The organism is Streptomyces sp. NPDC002795 (assembly GCF_042888725.1).
GTDB lineage: Bacteria > Actinomycetota > Actinomycetes > Streptomycetales > Streptomycetaceae > Streptomyces.
On record NZ_JBIAQB010000009.1, the window covers coordinates 190498 to 209489 of the forward strand.

19 protein-coding genes and 1 riboswitch are annotated in these 18992 nt (G+C 70.9%); of the genes, 10 read left to right on the plus strand and 9 right to left on the minus strand.

Features of this window, described 5'->3' with window-relative positions; translation table 11 throughout:
* Nucleotides 1–70 precede the first annotated feature (70 nt).
* The gene (locus tag ACFYWS_RS27100; RefSeq protein WP_389280724.1) at nt 71–1075 is read left to right on the plus strand and encodes a 2-hydroxyacid dehydrogenase; all 1005 of its coding nucleotides are present in this window, start codon (nt 71–73) and stop codon (nt 1073–1075) included.
* On the opposite strand, the gene ACFYWS_RS27105 is transcribed toward ACFYWS_RS27100, so the two are convergent.
* Entirely contained in the window at nt 1021–2907 is a 1887-nt protein-coding gene (locus ACFYWS_RS27105; RefSeq protein ID WP_389280725.1) for an anthranilate synthase family protein, read from the minus strand. The two genes, ACFYWS_RS27100 and ACFYWS_RS27105, sit on opposite strands and share 55 nt — an antisense overlap.
* A gap of 278 nt (nt 2908–3185) precedes the next feature.
* Here ACFYWS_RS27105 and ACFYWS_RS27110 point away from each other — a divergent pair, with 278 nt between their 5' ends.
* Together ACFYWS_RS27110 and ACFYWS_RS27115 are read left to right on the plus strand one after the other, a co-directional pair.
* On the plus strand, nt 3186–4538 hold the full coding sequence (locus ACFYWS_RS27110; RefSeq protein ID WP_326019301.1) for a class II 3-deoxy-7-phosphoheptulonate synthase: 1353 nt from the start codon (nt 3186–3188) through the stop codon (nt 4536–4538).
* Nucleotides 4539–4696: 158 nt separating this feature from the next.
* A complete protein-coding gene (locus tag ACFYWS_RS27115; RefSeq protein ID WP_389280726.1) occupies nt 4697–4945 on the plus strand; it encodes a bacterioferritin-associated ferredoxin in 249 nt (82 codons plus the stop codon).
* An 11-nt stretch (nt 4946–4956) separates the two neighbouring features.
* Here ACFYWS_RS27115 and bfr read toward each other — a convergent pair whose 3' ends face one another.
* Nucleotides 4957–5436, minus strand: coding sequence for a bacterioferritin (bfr, locus tag ACFYWS_RS27120; protein ID WP_389280727.1), 480 nt, complete (start codon nt 5434–5436; stop codon nt 4957–4959).
* A 175-nt stretch (nt 5437–5611) separates the two neighbouring features.
* Between bfr and ACFYWS_RS27125 the strand changes: the two genes are divergently transcribed.
* Nucleotides 5612–6244 carry a sulfite oxidase-like oxidoreductase gene (locus tag ACFYWS_RS27125; protein WP_389280728.1) on the plus strand — a complete coding sequence of 211 codons (633 nt, stop codon included), beginning with the start codon at nt 5612–5614 and terminating at the stop codon, nt 6242–6244.
* A 43-nt stretch (nt 6245–6287) separates the two neighbouring features.
* Here ACFYWS_RS27125 and ACFYWS_RS27130 read toward each other — a convergent pair whose 3' ends face one another.
* The 6 genes from ACFYWS_RS27130 to thiO all read right to left on the minus strand — a co-directional run bounded on the left by ACFYWS_RS27130 (nt 6288) and on the right by thiO (nt 12036).
* Nucleotides 6288–6779, minus strand: coding sequence for a DUF4396 domain-containing protein (locus ACFYWS_RS27130; RefSeq protein WP_389281054.1), 492 nt, complete (start codon nt 6777–6779; stop codon nt 6288–6290).
* Between the two features lie 65 nt (nt 6780–6844).
* On the minus strand, nt 6845–7708 hold the full coding sequence (locus ACFYWS_RS27135; RefSeq protein WP_389280729.1) for a deoxyribonuclease IV: 864 nt from the start codon (nt 7706–7708) through the stop codon (nt 6845–6847).
* Between the two features lie 48 nt (nt 7709–7756).
* Nucleotides 7757–9703 carry a Stk1 family PASTA domain-containing Ser/Thr kinase gene (gene pknB, locus ACFYWS_RS27140; protein ID WP_389280730.1) on the minus strand — a complete coding sequence of 649 codons (1947 nt, stop codon included), beginning with the start codon at nt 9701–9703 and terminating at the stop codon, nt 7757–7759.
* A 137-nt stretch (nt 9704–9840) separates the two neighbouring features.
* Nucleotides 9841–10653, minus strand: coding sequence for a thiazole synthase (locus ACFYWS_RS27145; protein WP_389280731.1), 813 nt, complete (start codon nt 10651–10653; stop codon nt 9841–9843).
* Nucleotides 10654–10660: 7 nt separating this feature from the next.
* Complete coding sequence (gene thiS, locus ACFYWS_RS27150) at nt 10661–10861, minus strand: sulfur carrier protein ThiS (protein WP_389280732.1); 201 nt, start codon at nt 10859–10861, stop codon at nt 10661–10663.
* Nucleotides 10858–12036, minus strand: coding sequence for a glycine oxidase ThiO (gene thiO / locus ACFYWS_RS27155; protein WP_389280733.1), 1179 nt, complete (start codon nt 12034–12036; stop codon nt 10858–10860). Before thiO ends, thiS begins: the two co-directional genes overlap by 4 nt.
* A gap of 6 nt (nt 12037–12042) precedes the next feature.
* A riboswitch (TPP riboswitch) is annotated at nt 12043–12155 on the minus strand.
* Nucleotides 12156–12207: 52 nt separating this feature from the next.
* Here thiO and ACFYWS_RS27160 point away from each other — a divergent pair.
* The 6 genes from ACFYWS_RS27160 (at nt 12208) to ACFYWS_RS27185 (ending at nt 17045) form a co-directional block, all read left to right on the plus strand.
* Nucleotides 12208–12558, plus strand: a complete 351-nt coding sequence (locus ACFYWS_RS27160) for a hypothetical protein (RefSeq protein WP_389280734.1) — start codon at nt 12208–12210, stop codon at nt 12556–12558.
* 86 nt (nt 12559–12644) lie between these two features.
* A complete protein-coding gene (locus ACFYWS_RS27165; RefSeq protein ID WP_389280735.1) occupies nt 12645–13886 on the plus strand; it encodes an NAD(P)/FAD-dependent oxidoreductase in 1242 nt (413 codons plus the stop codon).
* A gap of 84 nt (nt 13887–13970) precedes the next feature.
* On the plus strand, nt 13971–14336 hold the full coding sequence (locus tag ACFYWS_RS27170; protein ID WP_389280736.1) for an Rv2175c family DNA-binding protein: 366 nt from the start codon (nt 13971–13973) through the stop codon (nt 14334–14336).
* 81 nt (nt 14337–14417) lie between these two features.
* Nucleotides 14418–15065, plus strand: coding sequence for a thiamine phosphate synthase (gene thiE, locus ACFYWS_RS27175; protein WP_389280737.1), 648 nt, complete (start codon nt 14418–14420; stop codon nt 15063–15065).
* A gap of 111 nt (nt 15066–15176) precedes the next feature.
* Nucleotides 15177–16097 carry a methylenetetrahydrofolate reductase [NAD(P)H] gene (gene metF, locus ACFYWS_RS27180; RefSeq protein ID WP_389280738.1) on the plus strand — a complete coding sequence of 307 codons (921 nt, stop codon included), beginning with the start codon at nt 15177–15179 and terminating at the stop codon, nt 16095–16097.
* A 45-nt stretch (nt 16098–16142) separates the two neighbouring features.
* Nucleotides 16143–17045, plus strand: coding sequence for a hypothetical protein (locus ACFYWS_RS27185; RefSeq protein ID WP_389280739.1), 903 nt, complete (start codon nt 16143–16145; stop codon nt 17043–17045).
* An 84-nt stretch (nt 17046–17129) separates the two neighbouring features.
* Here the strand turns inward: ACFYWS_RS27185 and ACFYWS_RS27190 are convergent, their stop codons facing one another.
* Nucleotides 17130–18626 (minus strand): phytoene desaturase family protein, encoded by a 1497-nt coding sequence (locus tag ACFYWS_RS27190; RefSeq protein ID WP_389280740.1) that lies wholly within the window; start codon nt 18624–18626, stop codon nt 17130–17132.
* Nucleotides 18627–18992: the final 366 nt, after the last annotated feature.

Below are 18992 nucleotides of genomic sequence, written 5' to 3' on the forward strand. Positions count from 1 at the left end.
GTCCCGGGGCTCCGCCCCGGACCCCGCTGCTCAATCGCCGGAGGGGCTTGATTGGCCTAGGCTCGCGCCCATGGAGATTCTCGCTTTTGGTGTGCAATCCGACGAAAAGCCGCTCATCGAGAAGGCCTTCGAGGGGCACCACGACGTCCGCTGCCTGGACGTGTTCCTCAACGAGGACACCGCGCCGATCGCGGCCGGCTACGAGATCATCTCCACCAGCGTCAACGCCACCCTCAACCACCGCGTGCTCCAGACCCTCGCGGCGGGCGGCACACAGCTGATCGCGCAGCGCTCCACGGGCTTCAACAACATCGACCTCCGGGTCGCCGAGCGGCTCGGCCTGACCGTGGCCCGCGTCTCGTACTACTCGCCGTACTCGGTCGCCGAGTTCGCCTGGACCCTCGCGATGGCCGTCAACCGCCGCATCGTCCGCGCCAGCACCCGCACCCGCGACTTCGACTTCCGCCTCGACGGGCTGCTGGGCCGCGATCTGCGGGGCCGCACCGTCGGCGTGCTCGGCACCGGCAAGATCGGCGAGGCCTTCACCCGGATCGCGCACGGCTTCGGCATGAACCTGCTCGGCTGGGACGTCGCCGAGAACCCGAACTGCGTCGCCCTCGGCATGAAGTACGTCGACAAGGAGCAGCTGTTCGCCGAGGCCGACGTCATCAGCCTGCACGTGCCGCTGCTGCCCACCACCGAACACCTCGTCGACGCCGCCGCACTGCGCGCCATGAAGGACGACGCGATCCTGGTCAACTCCAGCCGCGGCGGCCTCATCGACACGAAGGCCCTCGTCACCGAGCTCCGCGCGGGCCGCTTCGCGGGCGTCGGCCTCGATGTGTACGAGGCCGAGGCGGGCCTGTTCTTCCTCGACAAGTCACTCGACGTCGTCGAGGACGACACCCTGGCCCGCCTCGTCACGTTCCCGAACGTCCTGGTCACGTCCCACCAGGCGTACTACACCGTGGACGCGGTCGGGCAGATCATCGAGACCACGGTGCAGAACGTCCTCGACTATCAGGCGGGCCGCCGCTCCGAGAACGTGCTGGTCCCCGCGGAATCCAGCAGCTGAGCCAGCAGCTCCCGTACGATCCCGGCACCGCGCAGCGACAGCACCGACTCCGGGTGGAACTGGACGCCCGCGAACGTGGCCCCGCGCAGCGCGTGCACCTCGCCCGTCGCCCGGTCCCGGCTGACCTCCACGCCGTGCGCCGCCAGCTCGGCCGCCGCCCCTTCGTCGCAGGACGCCACGAAACTGTTGTAGAACCCGACCTTCTCGGTCCGCCCGAACACCTCGACGTCGGTCTGCGCGCCCTGGTACGGCACCTCCTTGCGGACGATCTCCAGGCCCAGCTCCGCCGCGATCAGCTCGTGGCCCAGACAGACGCCGAGCACCCCGTGTTCGTGGCCGCGGATCACGTCGGCGGTCAGGGAACGCAGGAAGCGCATCTTCGGGTCGGTGAGGTCGGAAGGGTCGCCGGGGCCGGGGCCGAGGACGACCGGGCCCTCGTGCGCGAGCACCGCCTCCCGCAGCCCCTCCTCGTCGTAGCGCCGCACCGTCACGTCGAGCCCCGTCGAGCGCAGCACGTGCGCGAGCATCGCGGTGAACGTGTCCTCGCCGTCGACGACGAGCGCGTGCCCACTGAGGTCGGCCTCGCGCTTCTGCATCCGCAGCCAGAACGGCGCCAGGGCCGCCCGCCGCCCGTCGAGCGCGGCCCGCACCCGCGGGTCGTCGGCGAGCGGCGCCCGCGCGCCCTCCCCGCGCGGGCGCGCCGGACGTACGCCGAGCGCGGCGAGCACACCGGCGGCCTTGGCGTGCGTCTCCGCGACCTCGCTCGCCGGGTCGGAGCCGCGCACGAGCGTCGCGCCGACCGGGACCCGGAGGTGCCCGGAGGCGTCGATGTCGGCGGTGCGGATCAGAATGGGGGAGTCGAGCGTCTGCGCTCCGCCCGCGTCGCGGCCGACGAGCGCGAGCGCGCCCGCGTAGTAGCCGCGGCCGCCGACCTCGTGCCGCTCGATGACCCGGCAGGCGTTCTGCACGGGCGAGCCGGTGACGGTCGCCGCGAACATCGTCTCCTTGAGGACGTCCCGCACGTCGAGGGTCGACTTGCCGCGCAGCTCGTACTCGGTGTGTGCGAGGTGCGCCATCTCCTTGAGCCGCGGACCGACCACGACACCGCCCATGTCGCCGACGGTGCACATCATCTTGAGCTCCTCGTCGACGACCATCGACAGCTCCTCGATCTCCTTGCCGTCGGCGAGGAAGCCCAGCAGGTGCTCGGGCGTCGGGCCCTCGGCCGGGTAGCGGTACGTGCCGCTGATCGGGTTCATGACGACGGTGCCGCCGGACATCCGCACATGCACCTCGGGGCTGGCGCCCACCAGCGTCCGGTCCCCGGTGTGCACGACGAACGTCCAGTACGCGCCCCGCTCCCCGTCGAGCAGCCGCCGGAACAGCGCGAGGGCGTCGGCCCGCGAGAATCCCGCGATCTCACCCTCGTACGTCCTGCGGATCACGAAGTTCGCGCCCTCGCCCTGCCCGATCTCCTCGCGCAGCACCCGGCCGACGATGCCCGCGTACGCGTCGTCGTCGACGTCGAAGCCGCCGTCACGGACGTCCACGTCGTGCCGCGGGAGCTGTTCCAGGGCCTCGGCGAGCGGGATCTCGTACGACTCCTCGGGGGTGAGGACCGTGAGCGGGGTGCCGTCGTCGCGGACGTCGAAGCCGCGTTCCCTGATCTGTCGGAAGGGGACGAGGGCGAGCCCTTCGGCGGGGATGTCGGCGAGCTGTTCGTAGTCCGCCACGCCGCCGATCAGGAGCTCGACCGTGTCGTGCTCGCGGCCCGGGGTGCGGCGGCGCAGGAGGGCGAAGGGGCGGTCGTCGTTGAGCAGTGCGTCCAGCATCAGGGAGGTTCCTTCCGGTGACTTCGGGATTCGTCAGGGAGGAACAGCCGGTGTCGAAAACACAGAAGGCCGCCCCTCGGGCGGCCTTCGCGGTTTCAGGTACGCGCAATCAGTGGGCCGCCGGATGTGCGGTCCACCACCAGGTGCGGTGCAGAAGTTGCGCGAACATGGGCGTCACCGTACCCGATGCCCGCGCGGTGCGGCTCAGACGTGTCGCGTCCGTCTCAAAAGATGAGCGGGGGAATGGGCGGGCCACGCGACCCCGTAGTGTTTACGAGGTGACCGTGAACGCTAAGACCAGCGCAAGCGCTGGCAACACCTGGCGAGACCTGCCCGCGGCGCAGCAGCCCGAGTACCCCGATGCCGAGGCTCTGCGCGATGTGATCGCGGACCTCGAGTCGTATCCGCCGCTCGTCTTCGCCGGCGAGTGCGACCAGCTGCGCAACCGCCTGGCGGCCGTCGCCAAGGGAGAGGCGTTCCTGCTCCAGGGCGGCGACTGCGCCGAGGCCTTCGACGCCGTCTCCGCGGACCACATCCGCGCGAAGCTGAAGACGCTGCTCCAGATGAGCGCCGTCCTCACGTACGCGGCCTCCGTGCCGGTCGTGAAGATCGGCCGCATCGCGGGCCAGTACTCCAAGCCGCGCTCCAAGAACACCGAGACCCGCGACGGCGTGACCCTGCCGACCTACCGCGGCGACTCGGTCAACGGCTTCGAGTTCACCGAGGCCGCGCGCGTCCCGGACCCCGAGCGCCTGAAGCAGATGTACAACGCCTCCGCCTCCACGCTCAACCTGGTGCGTGCCTTCACCACCGGTGGCTACGCGGACCTGCGCCAGGTGCACGCCTGGAACCAGGACTTCGTGAAGGCGTCCGCCTCCGGGCAGCGCTACGAGAAGCTCGCCCGCGAGATCGACAACGCGCTGAACTTCATGAAGGCCTGCGGTACCGACCCGGCCGAGTTCAAGGCCGTCGAGTTCTACGCCTCCCACGAGGCGCTGTTGCTCGACTACGAGTCGGCGCTGACCCGCGTGGACTCGCGTACGGGCAATCTGTACGACGTCTCGGGCCACATGGTCTGGATCGGCGAGCGCACGCGTCAGCTGGACCACGCGCACGTCGAGTTCGCCTCGAAGATCCGCAACCCGATCGGGATCAAGCTCGGCCCGACGACGACGGCCGAGGACGCGCTGCAGTACATCGAGCGCCTCGACCCCGACCGCGAGCCCGGCCGGCTGACCTTCATCGTCCGCATGGGCGCCGACAAGGTCCGCGACAAGCTGCCCGAGCTGGTGGAGAAGGTCACCGCGTCCGGCGCGCAGGTCGCCTGGATCACCGACCCGATGCACGGCAACACGTACGAGGCGGCCTCCGGTCACAAGACCCGGCGCTTCGACGACGTGCTCGACGAGGTCAAGGGCTTCTTCGAGGTCCACAAGGCGCTCGGCACGCACCCGGGCGGCATCCACGTCGAGCTCACCGGTGACGACGTCACCGAGTGCGTGGGCGGCGGCGACGAGATCTTCGTCGACGATCTGCACCAGCGCTACGAGACGGCCTGCGACCCGCGCCTGAACCGCAGCCAGTCGCTCGACCTGGCGTTCCTGGTGGCGGAGATGTACCGCGACCAGTGACACCTGTTCGCTTTCAGTAACGCCGTGGGGCGCGGATCACAAGGATCCGCGCCCCACGGCACTTTTGTGCTTCCGGTCCTCCGGGTAAGGTTAGGTTAGCCTCACCGATTAATCGGGACGGCACTACCTATCAGTCCCGACGACAGCCCGACCGGGAGGTGAACCGCGTGTTCGTCTGCAACTGCTTCGGTGTCACCGAGGCGCAGGTCAAGAAGCACGCGGAGGACGGTGCCTGCACCCCCCGCCAGATAGCGTCGGCCTGCAAGGCCGGTACCGACTGCGGCTCCTGCGTCCGCCGCATCCAGGCGCTGCTCGGCCGGGACGCGTGCCCCCGCCGGGAGCTCGTCGAGCAGGGCGAGCCGGACGTGGCCCTCGCGCCGCCGACGGAACTGCCGAAGGCGGCCTAGCTCTCCAGTGGCTAGCTCTCCGGCTGCTCGATGAGCTGCGCGATGTAGAGCGCCTCGCCCAGTTTGTCCACCAGCTCAAGCTGCGTGTCCAGGTAGTCGATGTGGTGCTCCTCGTCCTCGAGGATCGACTCAAAAATGTTCGCAGACGTGATGTCGCCCTTGCCGCGCATCACCTCGATGCCCCGCTTCAGACGGTCGATCGCCTCGACCTCGATCTGCCGGTCCGCCTGGAACATCTCGGTGACCGTCTGGCCGACCCGGACATGGAAGAGCCGCTGGTAGTTCGGCAGGCCGTCCAGGAACAGGATCCGGTCGGTCAACACCTCCGCGTGCTTCATCTCGTCGAACGACTCGGAGCGCGTGTACTTCGCGAGCTTCGTCCAGCCGAAGTTGTCCTGCATCTTCGCGTGCAGGAAGTACTGGTTGATCGCCGTCAGCTCGGCCGTCAGCTGCTCGTTGAGAAACTCGATGACCTCGGGGTCGCCCTGCATCGCAGAGGCTCCTTCCAAGCGGTTACTGGGCAGGTTTCGCGCATCCTTGCACCGGCACAGGAGTGCGTCCAGTAAGTGCATGCTTAGTAGGAGTTGCCCGAATCAACGCTCGTCGCAGGTCCGGGCGGGGTGGGCGTGGTCACGTCCACTGCTCCAGGTCTGTCAGGATGGAGGCATGGGTCATCCGGTGGGTCGCGAGTCTGGGGGAGCAGTGCAGCCGGAGCTTCCACCGGGGCAGCGTCTGCAGCGCGGCTGGCCCGTCACGCACTACGGCCCGGTGCCCAAGTTCCGGCCCGAGCGCTGGGAGTTCAGGGTCTTCGGCGCGACCGCCGACGGTGACAAGCACTGCTGGAATCACGAGGAGTTCTCGGCGCTTCCGTACGGGACCGTGCTCGGCGATCTGCACTGCGTCACGAAGTTCAGCATGCTCGCCGCCGAATGGGGCGGCGTCCACGCCTCCACGATCCTCGAACTCGCCCCTCCAGGGCCCGATGTCACCCATGTGATGGTGTGGGCCGAGTACGGATTCTCGTCCAACCTGCGACTGTCCGACTTCGCCTCCGAGCGGTCCATTTTCGCCACGCACAAGGACGGCGAACTACTCACCGCGGAGCACGGTTTCCCGCTGCGCCTCGTGGTGCCCCACTTGTACGCCTGGAAGGGCCCGAAATGGGTCCGCGGCGTCGAGTACATGACGGCGGACCGGCGCGGATTCTGGGAGGAGCGCGGGTACCACAACGTGGGTGACCCGTGGCGCGAGCAGCGGTACTCGTACCAGGAGGGGCCCGGGGAAGGGCCCGAGTTCTAGGTCCCTTCCGGGTCCTCGCCAGGCTTCGATGTACCCCCTGGGGTCAGTGGTACTGGTGCACCACCGCGTGGCCCTTGCCGCGGCCGATCATCCAGCGGTTGACCGGGGTCGTCACCACGAAGGCGATCACCAGCGACGAGGCGAGCGCGCCCCAGAACAGGGTGTCCGAGAGGTGGGCGTCCATGGCGTTCGGCCAGAGCGCGATGACGCCGTTGTCGATCAGCTCCATGACCGCGATGGACAGGGTGTCCGCGGCGAGCGCGACGCGGAAGGCGGTCCTGAAGCCGAGGCCTGCCTTCAGGACGCCGCGCAGCGTGAGCGCGTAGCCGAAGAAGAAGGCGAGCGCGATCGCCAGGACCATCGTCGGTACGTTGCCCCAGCCGAGCGCGGTGCCGATCACCATGCCGAGGACCTCGCCGATGGCGCAGCCGGTGAGGCAGTGCAGGGTGGCCTGAGCGGCCATGGACCAGGTGACCTTGCCGCCGGTGCCGGGTGCGCCGTGGTGCTCGTGCCCGGTGTGCGTCTCGTGCTGCATGGTTCCCCCAGTGGTCGCTGCGGATGCTGTCACCAAGGGAACCATATACCCCCCAGGGGTATTCCTCAGGTTCGGAGTTCCTTGAGGCGCGCCACGTCCGCCGCGTGCCCCTCCTTGCCGCCGGGAGTCTCGATGACCAGGGGAACGTTCTCGGTCGCGGGGTGGGCGAGCAGCTCGCGGAACGGGTCCTCGCCGATGTGACCGGAGCCGATGTTCTCGTGCCGGTCCTTGTGCGCGCCCACGACATCCTTGGAGTCGTTGGCGTGGATCAGCTTGAGGCGGCCCTCGCCGACCGTGTCCACGAGGAGGTCGAGCGTCTGCTTCATGCCGGCCGGGCCCGTGAGGTCGTGGCCCGCCGCGAAGATGTGGCAGGTGTCGAGGCAGACGCCCAGCTTGGGGTGGCGGTCGAGGGCGTCGAAGTACGGGCCGAAGTCCCAGGTACGTGAGCACAGGGAGGAGCCCTGGCCCGCGGTCGACTCCAGGAGCAGGAACGGGTCGTCGTCGTGCGTCAGCTCGTCGAGCAGCGGCAGCATGCGCTCGCGGACCTGCGCGAGGGCGACCTCGCGGTCCCGGCCGCCGGTCGCGGAGCCGGTGTGCACGACGACGCCGAGGGCGCCGATCGCGCGGGCCCGGCGCAGTGAGTGGCGCAGGGAGTCCACGGACTTGTCGACGGTCGCCTCGGTGTGCGAACCGAAGTTGATCAGGTACGGGGCGTGGACGTACGCCGGGATGTTCTCCGCGGCGCACCGCTCGCGGAAGTCCTCGTCCTGCCGGGGGTTTCCGGGCGGCGTGGCCCAGCCGCGGGGGTTGGCCACGAAGACCTGGACGGTTTCGGCCTGGAGGTCACGGGCGTAGGAGAGTCCTACGGTCGCGAGGCCGCCGGCCACGGGGACATGGCCGCCGATCGGATTGCGGATGCTGCTGTTCACCCGGCCCAGGGTGTCACGGGTGTTCGAATGCCCGGGGCCGGGCTGCCGCTACCGGATGGTGATCGTGACCGTGGAGCCCTTCGGGGCCTCGTCGCCGCCCTCCACCGACTGGCTCTTGACCGTGTCGCCGAACAGGCCGAGCAGGCCGCGGTTCTCCTCCACCTCGAAGCCCGCCGCGCTGAGCCGCGACTTCGCCTCGTCGACCTTCAGGTCCGTGACGTCGGGGACCTCGACCATGACGGGGCCCTTGGAGATCGTCAGAGTCACCGTGTCACCCTCGGCGAGCTGCTTGCCCTCGGCGGGGGACTGCCGGGCGACACTGCCCTTGTCTTCTTCGGAGTTGACCCGTTTCGTGGAGATCTCGACCTTCAGGCCGGCGTCCTCCAGGTCGGCGATGGCGTCCTGCTCGGACTCGCCCGTGACGTCGGGGACGTCCACGGGGGAGCCCTTGGAGACGACCAGGGCGACGGCGGAACCGGCCTTGCGGGTCTTGCCCGCGCCGGGATCCGTGCTGATCACCGAGCCCTTGGCGATCTGGTCGCTGAACTCCTTGGTGGTCATGCCCGGTTCGAGGTCCCCCCTCTTGAGGTCGCTCTTCGCCGTGTCCAGCGGGGTGCCGCTGAGGTCGGGGACCTTCACGGTCTTCGAGCCCCTGGACACGGTCAGGTCCACCGTGCCGCCGCTGCGGATGCGGTCGCTGGAGCCCGGGTCGCTGTCCATGACGGTGCCGCGCTTGTACGTGTCGCTGTACTCGCGGCCGACCGTGCCCCTCTCCAGGCCCGCGTCGGCAAGCCGCTTCTCGGCCTTCGCCTGCGTCTGGTTGAGGACGGACGGGACCTTCGTGAACTGGCCGGAGTTGATGTACCAGACGCCGGTGCCGACACCGAGGACCAGCAGGACCGCCGCGAGGATCGCGAGCGTGCGACGCTGCGGGCCGCGACCGCGGCCGCGAGCCGGTCCGGGGGCCGCGGGCGGCTGGGGCGGCATCTCCAGGCGGCTCGTCCGGTTGAGCTGCGCCTGGTCGGCGGAGTCCGTGGGCAGCGGCAGCTGTACGGGCGTGCCCACCGCGCGCGGGATCACACTCGTACGGTCGTCGGCCCCCACGTACTCCGTGTCGCGCGCCTGCGGCGGCACCGCGTCCAGCTGGGCGTCGGTGAGCGTCGACCGGGCGCCCCTGGCCTGCGCGAGGAGCGCCACGGCGTCGTGCGGACGCACCTCGGGGGTGCGCGCGGTCGCCGACGCGACCAGTTCGTCCAGCTCGAAGGGGAGGCCGGGGACCGCGGCCGAGGGCGGGGGCACGTCCTCGTGGAGGTGCTTGTAGAGGATCTGGGCGGGGGACTCGCCCGCGTGCGGCTTGCTTCCGGTGAGCATCTCGTAGAGCACGACACCGCACGCGTAGACGTCCACGCTCGGCGTCGCCGTGCCGTTCTCGATCTGCTCGGGCGCCAGGTACGAGACCGTGCCGAGGACCGTCCCCGTCGTGTTCGTGACCGTGTCCACCGCGCGGACCAGGCCGAAGTCCGCCACCTTGACCCGGCCGTCGTCCCCTATCAGGACGTTCTCCGGCTTCATGTCGCGGTGCACGAAGCCCGCGCGGTGGGCCGCTCCCAGGGCGGCGAGGACCGGCTCCAGGATGTCGAGGGCGGCGCGGGGCCGCAGGGCTCCCCGGTCGCGCAGCACGTCACGCAGGGTGCAGCCGGCCACGTACTCCATCGCCAGATACACGTACGCGCCGTCGGTGCCCTGGTCGTACACCCCCACGACGTTGGGGTGCGAGAGGCGGGCCACCGACTTGGCCTCGCGGATGAAGCGGTCCACGAACGAGACGTCGGCGGCCAGCGAGGGGTGCATCACCTTGAGCGCGAGCACGCGGTCGAGGCGGGTGTCCACGGCCCGGTAGACCGTGGCCATCCCGCCGACCGCGATGCGTGCGTCGACGCGGTAGCGGCCGTCGAGCACGTGCCCGAGCAACGGGTCCTGAAGGGTCGTGTCCACGCAGGTGAGTGTACGAGGAGTGACCGACACCCAGCTTCCGTGCCGCAGGACCGGGCCCGTACTGCAGCAAGGCTGTGACCGCTCTCAAGCCCCGCCGGCGTGTGAGGCGCGGGGTCCGGGGCGGAGCCCCGAGACCGTCACCCCGTCCGGCCGGCCTGAAACGCGGGCCGCTCCGGATCCAGCCAAGCCCGCCCCTCCGCAGGAGAAGACGCCTCCGCGAAGTGCCGCTTCGGAATCCGCCCGGCCCGATACGCGAAGCGCCCCGCCTCCACCGCGTGCCGCATGCCCTCGGCCATCAGGACGGGCTCCTGCGCGCGGGTCACCGCGGAGGCGAGCATCACACCCGCGCAGCCGAGTTCCATGGCGAGTGTCACATCGGAGGCAGTGCCGGCGCCCGCGTCCAGGATCACCGGCACGCGCGCGTGCTCGGTGATCAGCTGGAAGTTGTGCGGATTGCGGATGCCGAGCCCGGAGCCGATGGGGGAGCCGAGCGGCATGATCGCCGCGCAGCCGACGTCCTCCAGTTTGCGGGCCAGGACCGGGTCGTCGTTCGTGTAGGGCAGGACCGTGAAGCCGTCGTCCACCAGCGTCTCCGCTGCGTCGAGCAGCTCGATCGGATCGGGCAGCAGGGTGCGCTCGTCGGCGATGACCTCCAGCTTCACCAGGCCCGTGCCGAGCGCCTCGCGCGCGAGGCGGGCCGTCAGGACGGCCTCACCCGCGGTGAAGCAGCCGGCCGTGTTCGGCAGCACCCGGATGTTCAGCTTCTCCAGGACGGAGAGCACCGAACCGTGCACGCTCGCGTCCACGCGGCGCATCGCCACGGTGGTGAGTTCGGTTCCGGAGGCCACCAGGGAGCGCTCCAGGACATCGAGGCTGGGCGCCCCGCCCGTGCCCATGATCAGACGTGAGGAGTACGGGTCGCCCCCGAGGACGAAAGTGTCGTCGGCCATGGACGGTTCAGCCTCCTTGTACGGCCGTGAGGACCTCGACGCGGTCTCCTTCGGAGAGCGCCGTGGCGGGCCATTGGGTGCGGGGGACGACGGTTTCGTTGAGGGCGGCGGCGACGCCCTTGGGTGCGGTGGTGAGCGTGGTGACCAGGAGGTCGAGCGTGGTGCCCGCGGTCACCGTGCGCGGCTCGCCGTTGACGTGGACGTTCATACGGGCTGCTCCAGGAGGGCGGTGTCGAAGCGTTTCGGGGTGAACGGGCGGGCCTCTTCCGGGAGTTCACCGGTGGTCAGGACGTGCGCCATGGTGTCGCCGGTGATCGGCGTCAGGAGCACGCCGTTGCGGAAGTGCCCGGTCGCCAGGAGGAGACCGGGCAGGGCGGTCGGCCCCAGGAGCGGGGCGTTGTCGGGGGAGCCGGGGCGCAGGCCCGCGCGGGTCTCGGTGAGCGGGAGTTCGGTGATGCCGGGGACGAGTTCGTGGGCGTCCCGCAGGAGTTCGTAGACGCCTCCCGCGGTGACCGTGGTGTCCCAGCCGAGTTCCTCGCTGGTCGCGCCGACCACGAGCTCGCCGTTGACGCGCGGCACCAGGTAGAGGTTGCCGCCGCGGACGACCGCCCGGACCGTGCGGCTGAGGAAGGGCGCGTACCGCTTCGGCACCGTCAGGCGCAGCACCTGGCCCTTGACGGGGCGCACCGGCGGCAGCACCGCGTCGGGCACGCCCGCGAGCTGTCCGCCGCGGCTGCCCGCCGCCAGGACCACCTGTCCTGCGGAGAGTTCGGTGCCGTCGGCGAGGACCGCGCCGCACGCCCGGTCGCGGACGACACGGAGCCTTTCGGCCCACGACCGGTGGAAGGTCACGCCGGAGCGCTCGCAGGCCGTCACGAGGGCGCTCGCGAGCCTTCTCGGGTCGATCTGGTGGTCCCCGTCGACGCGCAGTCCGCCGCGCACGCCCGGGGCCAGCATCGGTTCGAGGCGGCGGCAGTCGCGGCCCGAGAGCCACTCGGACTCGAGCCCCGACTTCGTTTGCAGCGCGTGCAGTTCGCGCAGGTGGGCGCGGTCGTCTGCGTCGAGCGCGACCGCGAGCGTGCCGCACGCGCGGTAGCCGAGGTCCTGCCCGGTGGCCTCGGACAGCTCCGCCGCGAAGTCCGGGTAGCGGCGCGCGGAGGCGAGGTTCAGGCCGAGCAACGTCTGCTCGCCGTGGTGGAGTTCGGTGACGGCGGCCAGCATTCCGGCCGCCACCTGAGCGGCCCCGCCGCCCGGTTCGGGGTCCGCGACCGCGACGGAAAGACCGCGCTGCGCGGCCCGCCAGGCGGTGACCAGACCGATGATGCCGCCACCGACGACGAGGACGTCGCGGGTGTGCGGGTGGACGGGGTGCGGTGAAGGCATGGACGACATGGGCGTCAAGCCCCTCCCTTCGCCGGTATGACCCGGATCAGGTTCGTACGGTCGAAGGCCGCCCAGCCTCCCTCTCAGCCCGCTGCGTACGGGCTCCCGCGAGTGCTCTACGTTGGCCACCCTAGCCGTTCACCTTGGCCTCCAGTAAGGGAGTCTCAGCCCGTGGCCCGTTCTCTCGACGGTCTTGTTCTGTCCCCTGTCGCCGACCAGGCCCCGGGGCAGGTGGGTACGCGGACCCGCTTCACGTACCGGGAGCGGGACGGCCGCGTTTCCGCCGCCTACGTAGGCGGCGATGTCGTGGAGGGGCACCTTGTGGGCACCCGCTCCGGGGACGAGATCGACTTCCGCTACGTCCAGCTGAAGACCGACGGAACCACCTCCTCGGGCCACTGCGTCTCGACCGTGTCCGAGCTCCCCGACGGCCGGGTGCGCCTCGACGAGACCTGGGCGTGGGAGTCGCAGGAGGGCAGCGGCACCAGCGTGGTCGAGGAGCTCGCCCCCCAGAGGATCTAAACCGCCGACAGGTGTGCAGGACGTCACGGCGCCGGAGTGGTCCGCATCGCTGACTGACGAAAGATCAGGTGCATAAGGTTGATCCCGTGAGTGAGCAGCGGAGCGGGAGCGGAGCGCCTTCGGGGCAGCGGAACGTCGTCATCGTGGGCGCGGGCATGGCCGGTGTGCAGACCGCGGTCGCGCTGCGCGAACAGGGCTTCACCGGCGCGGTCACGCTGCTCGGCGCCGAACCCCACCAGCCGTACGACCGGCCTCCGCTGTCCAAGGCGGTGCTGCTCGGCAAGGCCGAGGGCTCGGCCTTCGACGTGGACTTCGAGGCGCTCGGCGTCTCCCTGGAGCTGGGCCGCGAGGTGACCGGCCTCCGCCCCGGTGACCATGAGGTGGACACCGCCGAAGGGCCGGTCCCGTACGACGTGCTGGTCGTGGCGACCGGCGCCGAACCCGTCCAGCTGCCGGGCGCGCGATCCGCCCCCGGGGTGCACCTGCTGCGCACGCTCGACGACGCCGAGCGGCTGCGGCCCGTCCTCGCCGAGCAGCACGACGTGGTGGTGGTGGGCGCCGGCTGGATCGGTGCCGAGTTCGCCACCGCGGCCCGTGAGGCCGGCTGCCGGGTCACGGTGGTGGAGGCCGCCGAGCGGCCGCTGGCCGGGGCGCTGCCCGCCGAGATCGCCGCCCCCATGGCGACCTGGTACGCCGACGCCGGAGCCCAGCTGCGCACCCACGCGCGCGTGGAGCGCGTCGAGCCGGGCGTCGTGGTCCTCGACGACGGCACGCGGCTGCCCGCGGGAGCCGTCGTCGTCGGCATCGGCGCCCGCCCCGCCACCCGCTGGCTGGCCGGCTCCGGCATCGAACTGGGCGCCCACCGCGAGGTCCTCGCGGACGACGGACTGCGCACGTCGGTGCCCGACGTGTACGCGGTGGGGGACTGCTCCTCGTTCCCCTCGGGGCGCTACGGAGAGCGCCTCATGGTCCACCACTGGGACAACGCGCTGCAGGGGCCGCGCACGGTGGCTGCGAACATCGTCGGCGAGACCCCGGCGGTGTACGACCCGGTGCCCTATTTCTGGTCCGAGCAGTTCGGCCGGTTCGTGCAGTACGCCGGGCACCACGCGGGCGCCGACGCGACGGTGTGGCGCGGCGACCCCGCCGGTGCCGCCTGGTCGGTGTGCTGGCTGCGTGGCGGCGCCCTGGTGGCGGTGCTCGCCGTCGGCAAGCCGCGTGACCTGGCCCAGGGGCGCAAGCTCATCCAGGCGGGGACCGCGCTCGACCCGGAGCTCCTCGCGGATCCGGCCCGCCCGCTGAAGTCCGCGGCGGCGCCCAAGCCGTGACAGAAGGGGGCAAACGGGAGGAGTTGTGGTCCATCCGCACCGGCCCGGCTTCCGAGTGTCAGTCCGGGATGGCAGGCTTGTCCTGTGACCGAGATTGACGCAAAGATCGATGCTCTCGTCCCTGCCTGGCTCAACCTCCCCGACATCGCGGAACAGCTCGATGTCGAGGTGACGCGTGTGCGGCAGCTGGTCAAGGAAGGCCAGCTGATCGCCGTGCGCCGCGGTGAGAACAGGGCACTGCACGTGCCCGCCGCCTTCATCGACGGCGACAAGATCGTCAAGGGGCTCGTCGGCCTCCTGACGGTCCTGAGGGACGACGGCTTCAGTGACGAAGAGATGCTGGAGTGGCTCTTCACCCCCGACCCGAGCCTGCCGGGCACGCCCGCGCAGGCCTTGAGCGAGAATCGTGGCACGGAGGTGAAGCGTCGCGCCCAGGCGCTCGCCGTCTGACCCGACAACCGTCCGGCGTGCGCACCGCGACCCTCGTGGTGCGCACGCCACCGACATCGCACGACCCACGGGGGGACTTTCATGGCGGACTCCAAGCGCGCACTGCTCGCCGACGCGCGGCTCTACCTGTGCACCGACGCGCGCAAGCGCCAGGGCGATCTGCCGGAGTTCCTCGACGCCGTGCTGGGCGGCGGCGTCGACATCGTGCAGCTGCGCGACAAGGGCATGGAGGCAGGCGAGGAGCTGGAGCACCTCCAGGTGTTCGCCGAGGCGGCCCGCCGCCACGGCAAGCTGTTCGCGGTCAACGACCGCGCGGACGTGGCCCACGCGATCCGCTCGGACGTACTGCACCTTGGCCAGGGCGACCTGCCGGTCCCCGCGGCCCGCGCCGTCCTCGGCGAGGACGTGCTCATCGGCCGCTCCACGCACGCGCGGGACGAGGCCGCCGCGGCCGCCGTCCAGGAGGGCGTGGACTACTTCTGCACCGGCCCCTGCTGGCCGACCCCGACCAAGCCCGGGCGGTACGCCCCCGGCCTTGACCTGGTGCGCTACACGGCGGGCCTGGACACGGACCGCCCCTGGTTCGCGATCGGCGGCATCGACCTGACGAACCTGGACGAGGTGCTGGAGGCCGGCGCCCGCAGAGCCGTCGTCGTCCGGGCCATCACGGAGGCCGACGACCCGGCCGCCGCGGCAGCCGAGTTCGCGAAGCGCCTGCGCGCTGTGTGACCGGCGCGGTCCCGAAGGAGCGCGAACCCGTCAGTAACGGCCGTCCCGCCCGCCTGTCCGTAAGGTGGACGGGGATTAGGGGCTTTGCATATCGGTCAGTAACCTGCCCGTATGGCCCTAGGTACTGCTTCCACCAGGACTGATCGTGCCCGCACCGTGCGCGACATGCTCGCGCCCGGCAAGACGGCTTTCTCGTTCGAGTTCTCCGCGCCGAAGACCCCGAAGGGCGAGCGCAACCTGTGGAACGCCCTGCGCAGGGTCGAGGCGGTCTCACCCGACTTCGTCTCCGTGACGTACGGCGCGGGCGGCTCCACGCGCGCGGGCACCGTCAAGGAGACGCAGCAGATCGTCGCCGACACGACGCTGACGCCGGTGGCCCACATCACCGCCGTCGAACATTCGGTCGCCGAGCTGCGCAACATCATCGGTCAGTACGCCGACGCCGGGATCCGGAACATGCTCGCGGTCCGCGGTGACCCGCCCGGCGACCCCATGGGCGAGTGGATCTCGCACCCCGAAGGCCTCACGTACGCGGCCGAACTCGTTGAATTGATCAAGGAGTCGGGGGACTTCTGCGTCGGCGTCGCCGCATTCCCGGCGATGCACCCGCGCTCGGCGGACTGGGACTCCGACGTGCGGAACTTCGTCGACAAGTGCCGCGCGGGCGCCGATTACGCGATCACGCAGATGTTCTTCTACCCGGAGGAGTATCTGCGGCTGCGTGACAAGGTCGCCGCGGCCGGCTGCGAGACGCCGATCATCCCGGAATGCATGCCGGTGACGAGCGTGCGCATGCTCGAACGCCTGCCCAAGCTGAGCAACGCGGACTTCCCTCCGGAGTTGAAAGAGCGAATCCTCACAGCAAAAGACGATCCAGCCGCTGTACGCTCCATTGGCATCGAGTTCGCTACGGAGTTTTGCGCCAAGCTGCTTGACGAGGGAGTGCCGGGTCTGCACTTCATTACGCTCAACAACTCCACGGCAACGTTGGAGATCTACGAGAACCTGGGCCTGCACCACGAGCGGGGCTGATTTCGCCGTACCCACAAGGGCTACGGCCGTACGAGAGGGGCGTACATGGGCTGGGCGGTCCTCTATGTCGCGTTTGGACTGGTGGCACTGTGGCTCCTCGGTGAGGTCCTGCTGCAGTACAAGGCACGACTGCGCTGGCGGCTGCTGGCCTTCGGCGGCTTCCTCGCAGTCGTGATCGGCGTCCTGATTCCTTCGGTGTACGTCATCGGGGCCGGGGCCATCGCGTTCGCGATCGGGCAGACGTACGTCACGCTGTCGTTCCGCCGCGGGTTCGCCGCGGGCTGGTCGCTCAAGGGCGTGCCAGGGGTTCCGGGCGTCCCGGGCCTCCCGGGCCTCCCGGGCGCTGACCGCAAGCGCCGCTCCGAGGAGGAGCTGCACCAGGACCCGACCCTCCAGGTCTCGGACCTGGAGTACGAGCCGGCGCGGCAGGAGTACGCGCCGGTCCCGGAGTCGGCGGCCGAGAGCACGGCGGTGTACGCCCCCGAGCCGATGCCCGACGACACCAGCCAGTACGGCGTCTACCAGGACTCCCCGTACGCCCAGACCGCCCAGGCGGCGCAAGGGATGCAGGGTTACGGCTACGACGCCGGGTCCTACGGCTACGACCAGCAGAGCTACGGCTACGACCCGGCTCAGCAGCCGTACGCCGCCCCGTACTCGGACCCGTACATCGGAACGCAGACCTACCCGGCGCAGCCCCAGTACGGCGACCCGTACGCCACCGGGCAGGGCTACGCCGATCCGTACGCGACGGCCGCGGGCTACGGCGGGGAGACGCCCCCCGGCGGCGTCTGGGTGCCGCAGCAGCGCACCACGGACGGGCAGCAGGACTACGGCGGCGAACTGCCGCCCGAGCAGCAGTACCCGGGGTACCCGCAGCACGACCCGAACGCCGGGTACGACAACGGGTATGACACCGGGTACAACGAGCAGCAGTACAGGTACTGAACCAGGTACGGAACCGTGTATTGAACGTGGAGCCCCGAGCAGCTGAGACGCTCGGGGCTCTTCGCGTTGCCCGTGGGCGTGGGCTCACTGCGAGCCCTGGAAGTCAGGCCCCTCCACGATCAGGCCCGCCACCAGTGCGCCGGACATGCCCGCGTGCGGCAGGCCGCCGCCCGGGTGGGACCAGCCGCCCACGGTCGTCAGGCCCGGCAGGGCCGTGGTGTTCGACGCGTGCAGCAGCTCGCCGCGCGCCGCCGCGAGCGCGGGGGCGGGCACGGCGCCGCCCTCGGCCCCTGTGGCCTCGGCGATGTCCTGCGGGGTGCGCACCTCGTGCCACAACAGCCGCTCACGCAGTCCGGGCACCGCACGCTCGGCCGCCGCGAGGACCCGCTCCACGTCGGCCTCGCCCACGCGCGCGTGCGCCGGAACGGTCACCGTGACAGTCACCGCCTCGTGCTCGGCGTCCGGCACCGCCGCCGCGGCACCGGTACGCAGCACGGCCACCGTCGGTCTCTGAGGCGCAGGGCCGCCTTCGAAGAGCCATGCCAACTCGGCGTCCCGGTCCGCCGTGTGCACCACCGTGCGGTGCGGGGTGTCCTGCGGCCGGGCCCCGCTCAGCGCGAGGTGCACGGTCAGCCGGCTCGGCCACGCCGACTCGCGCTGCCCCGGCCCCTCGGCGCGCACGGGCCGCCCCGGAAGCAGCCCGCCGAGCATGCCCGGAGCGACGCCGGCCACCACGAACTCGGCGTCCTCCACCGTGCCGTCGGCCAGCTCCACACCCGCCGCGCGCCCGTCCTTCTCCACGATCCGGGTGACGGCCGAGCCGAATCTGAACTCGACCTTCCGCTTCAGGCAGCGCGCGTGCACGGCGTCCGCGAGGGCCCGCATTCCGCCGGTCACCGCCCACGTCCCGAACGTCTGCTCCATGTAGGGCAGCACGGCCGCGCTCGCGGGGGCCGTACGGGGATCGAGGCCGCACGCCAGCGCGTACTGCTCAAGGAGCGCCACCAGGCGCGGCTCCCCGCCCAGTTCGAGCGTGCCGATCTCGGCGAGCGTCGCCGCCGCGCGGTCCTTGCGCAGGACCCGCTTGTGCACGACGGCGGGGTACGGCTCGCGGTCGGCGAGCACCTGCCAGTTCGGCCACAGCGGCTCTTCGAGCAGCGGGCGCCGCGAGCGGTCCCAGGCCTCCCGCGCGCGGTTCATGAACGCCGACCAGCGCGCGCCCGCGCCCTGACCGACCGCCGCGTCCAGCGCCTCGGCGACGCCCGCCCGCCGCGCGTTCGGCAGGTCCGTCGTCGTGCCGTCGGCGAAGACGTGCCGCACGGCGGGCTCGATCTGGGTGAGGCCGACGAGGTCCTCCAGCGGCTCCTTGCCGGTCTTGACGAACAAGTCCCGGTGGACCGCGGGCAGATGGAGCACCCCCGGGCCCGTGTCGAACGCGAAGCCGTCGCGCTCGAGGCGGCCCAGCGACCCGCCGTACGTCGACGCGCGCTCGAAGACCACCGGTCGGTGGCCCGCGACGGCCAGCCGAGCGGCGGCCGCCATGGCGCCCATCCCCGCGCCGATCACCGCAATTCGTGCCATGCCAGGGACCTTATCCGCCACCACTGACAACACCGCTGCCAGGTCACACCTGCGCAGCGGGCGGCTGAGTGCAGGCACGGAGATCGCCTGGGCCTGAGCACGCACACCTGAGTATCCGTACCTAGTCGGGGAGATGAGTAGATACGCGGATGGGGCCCGACCTGCGCGGACGGGAGAGTGGAGGACACGGAGAGGGGCACGGGTACGGCACCGCCGACACGGGGCGGCGGAACGGATCGAGTGCCTCTTGCCGCTCCTCTCGCCCCGCAAGGGCGGGAGTGAGGACGGGGGACCCTGGGGGAGACCCAACGGGGGTCCAACGGGGGAAACGGGGAAACGGGGGATGCGCCGGTCCGGTGAGGCCTG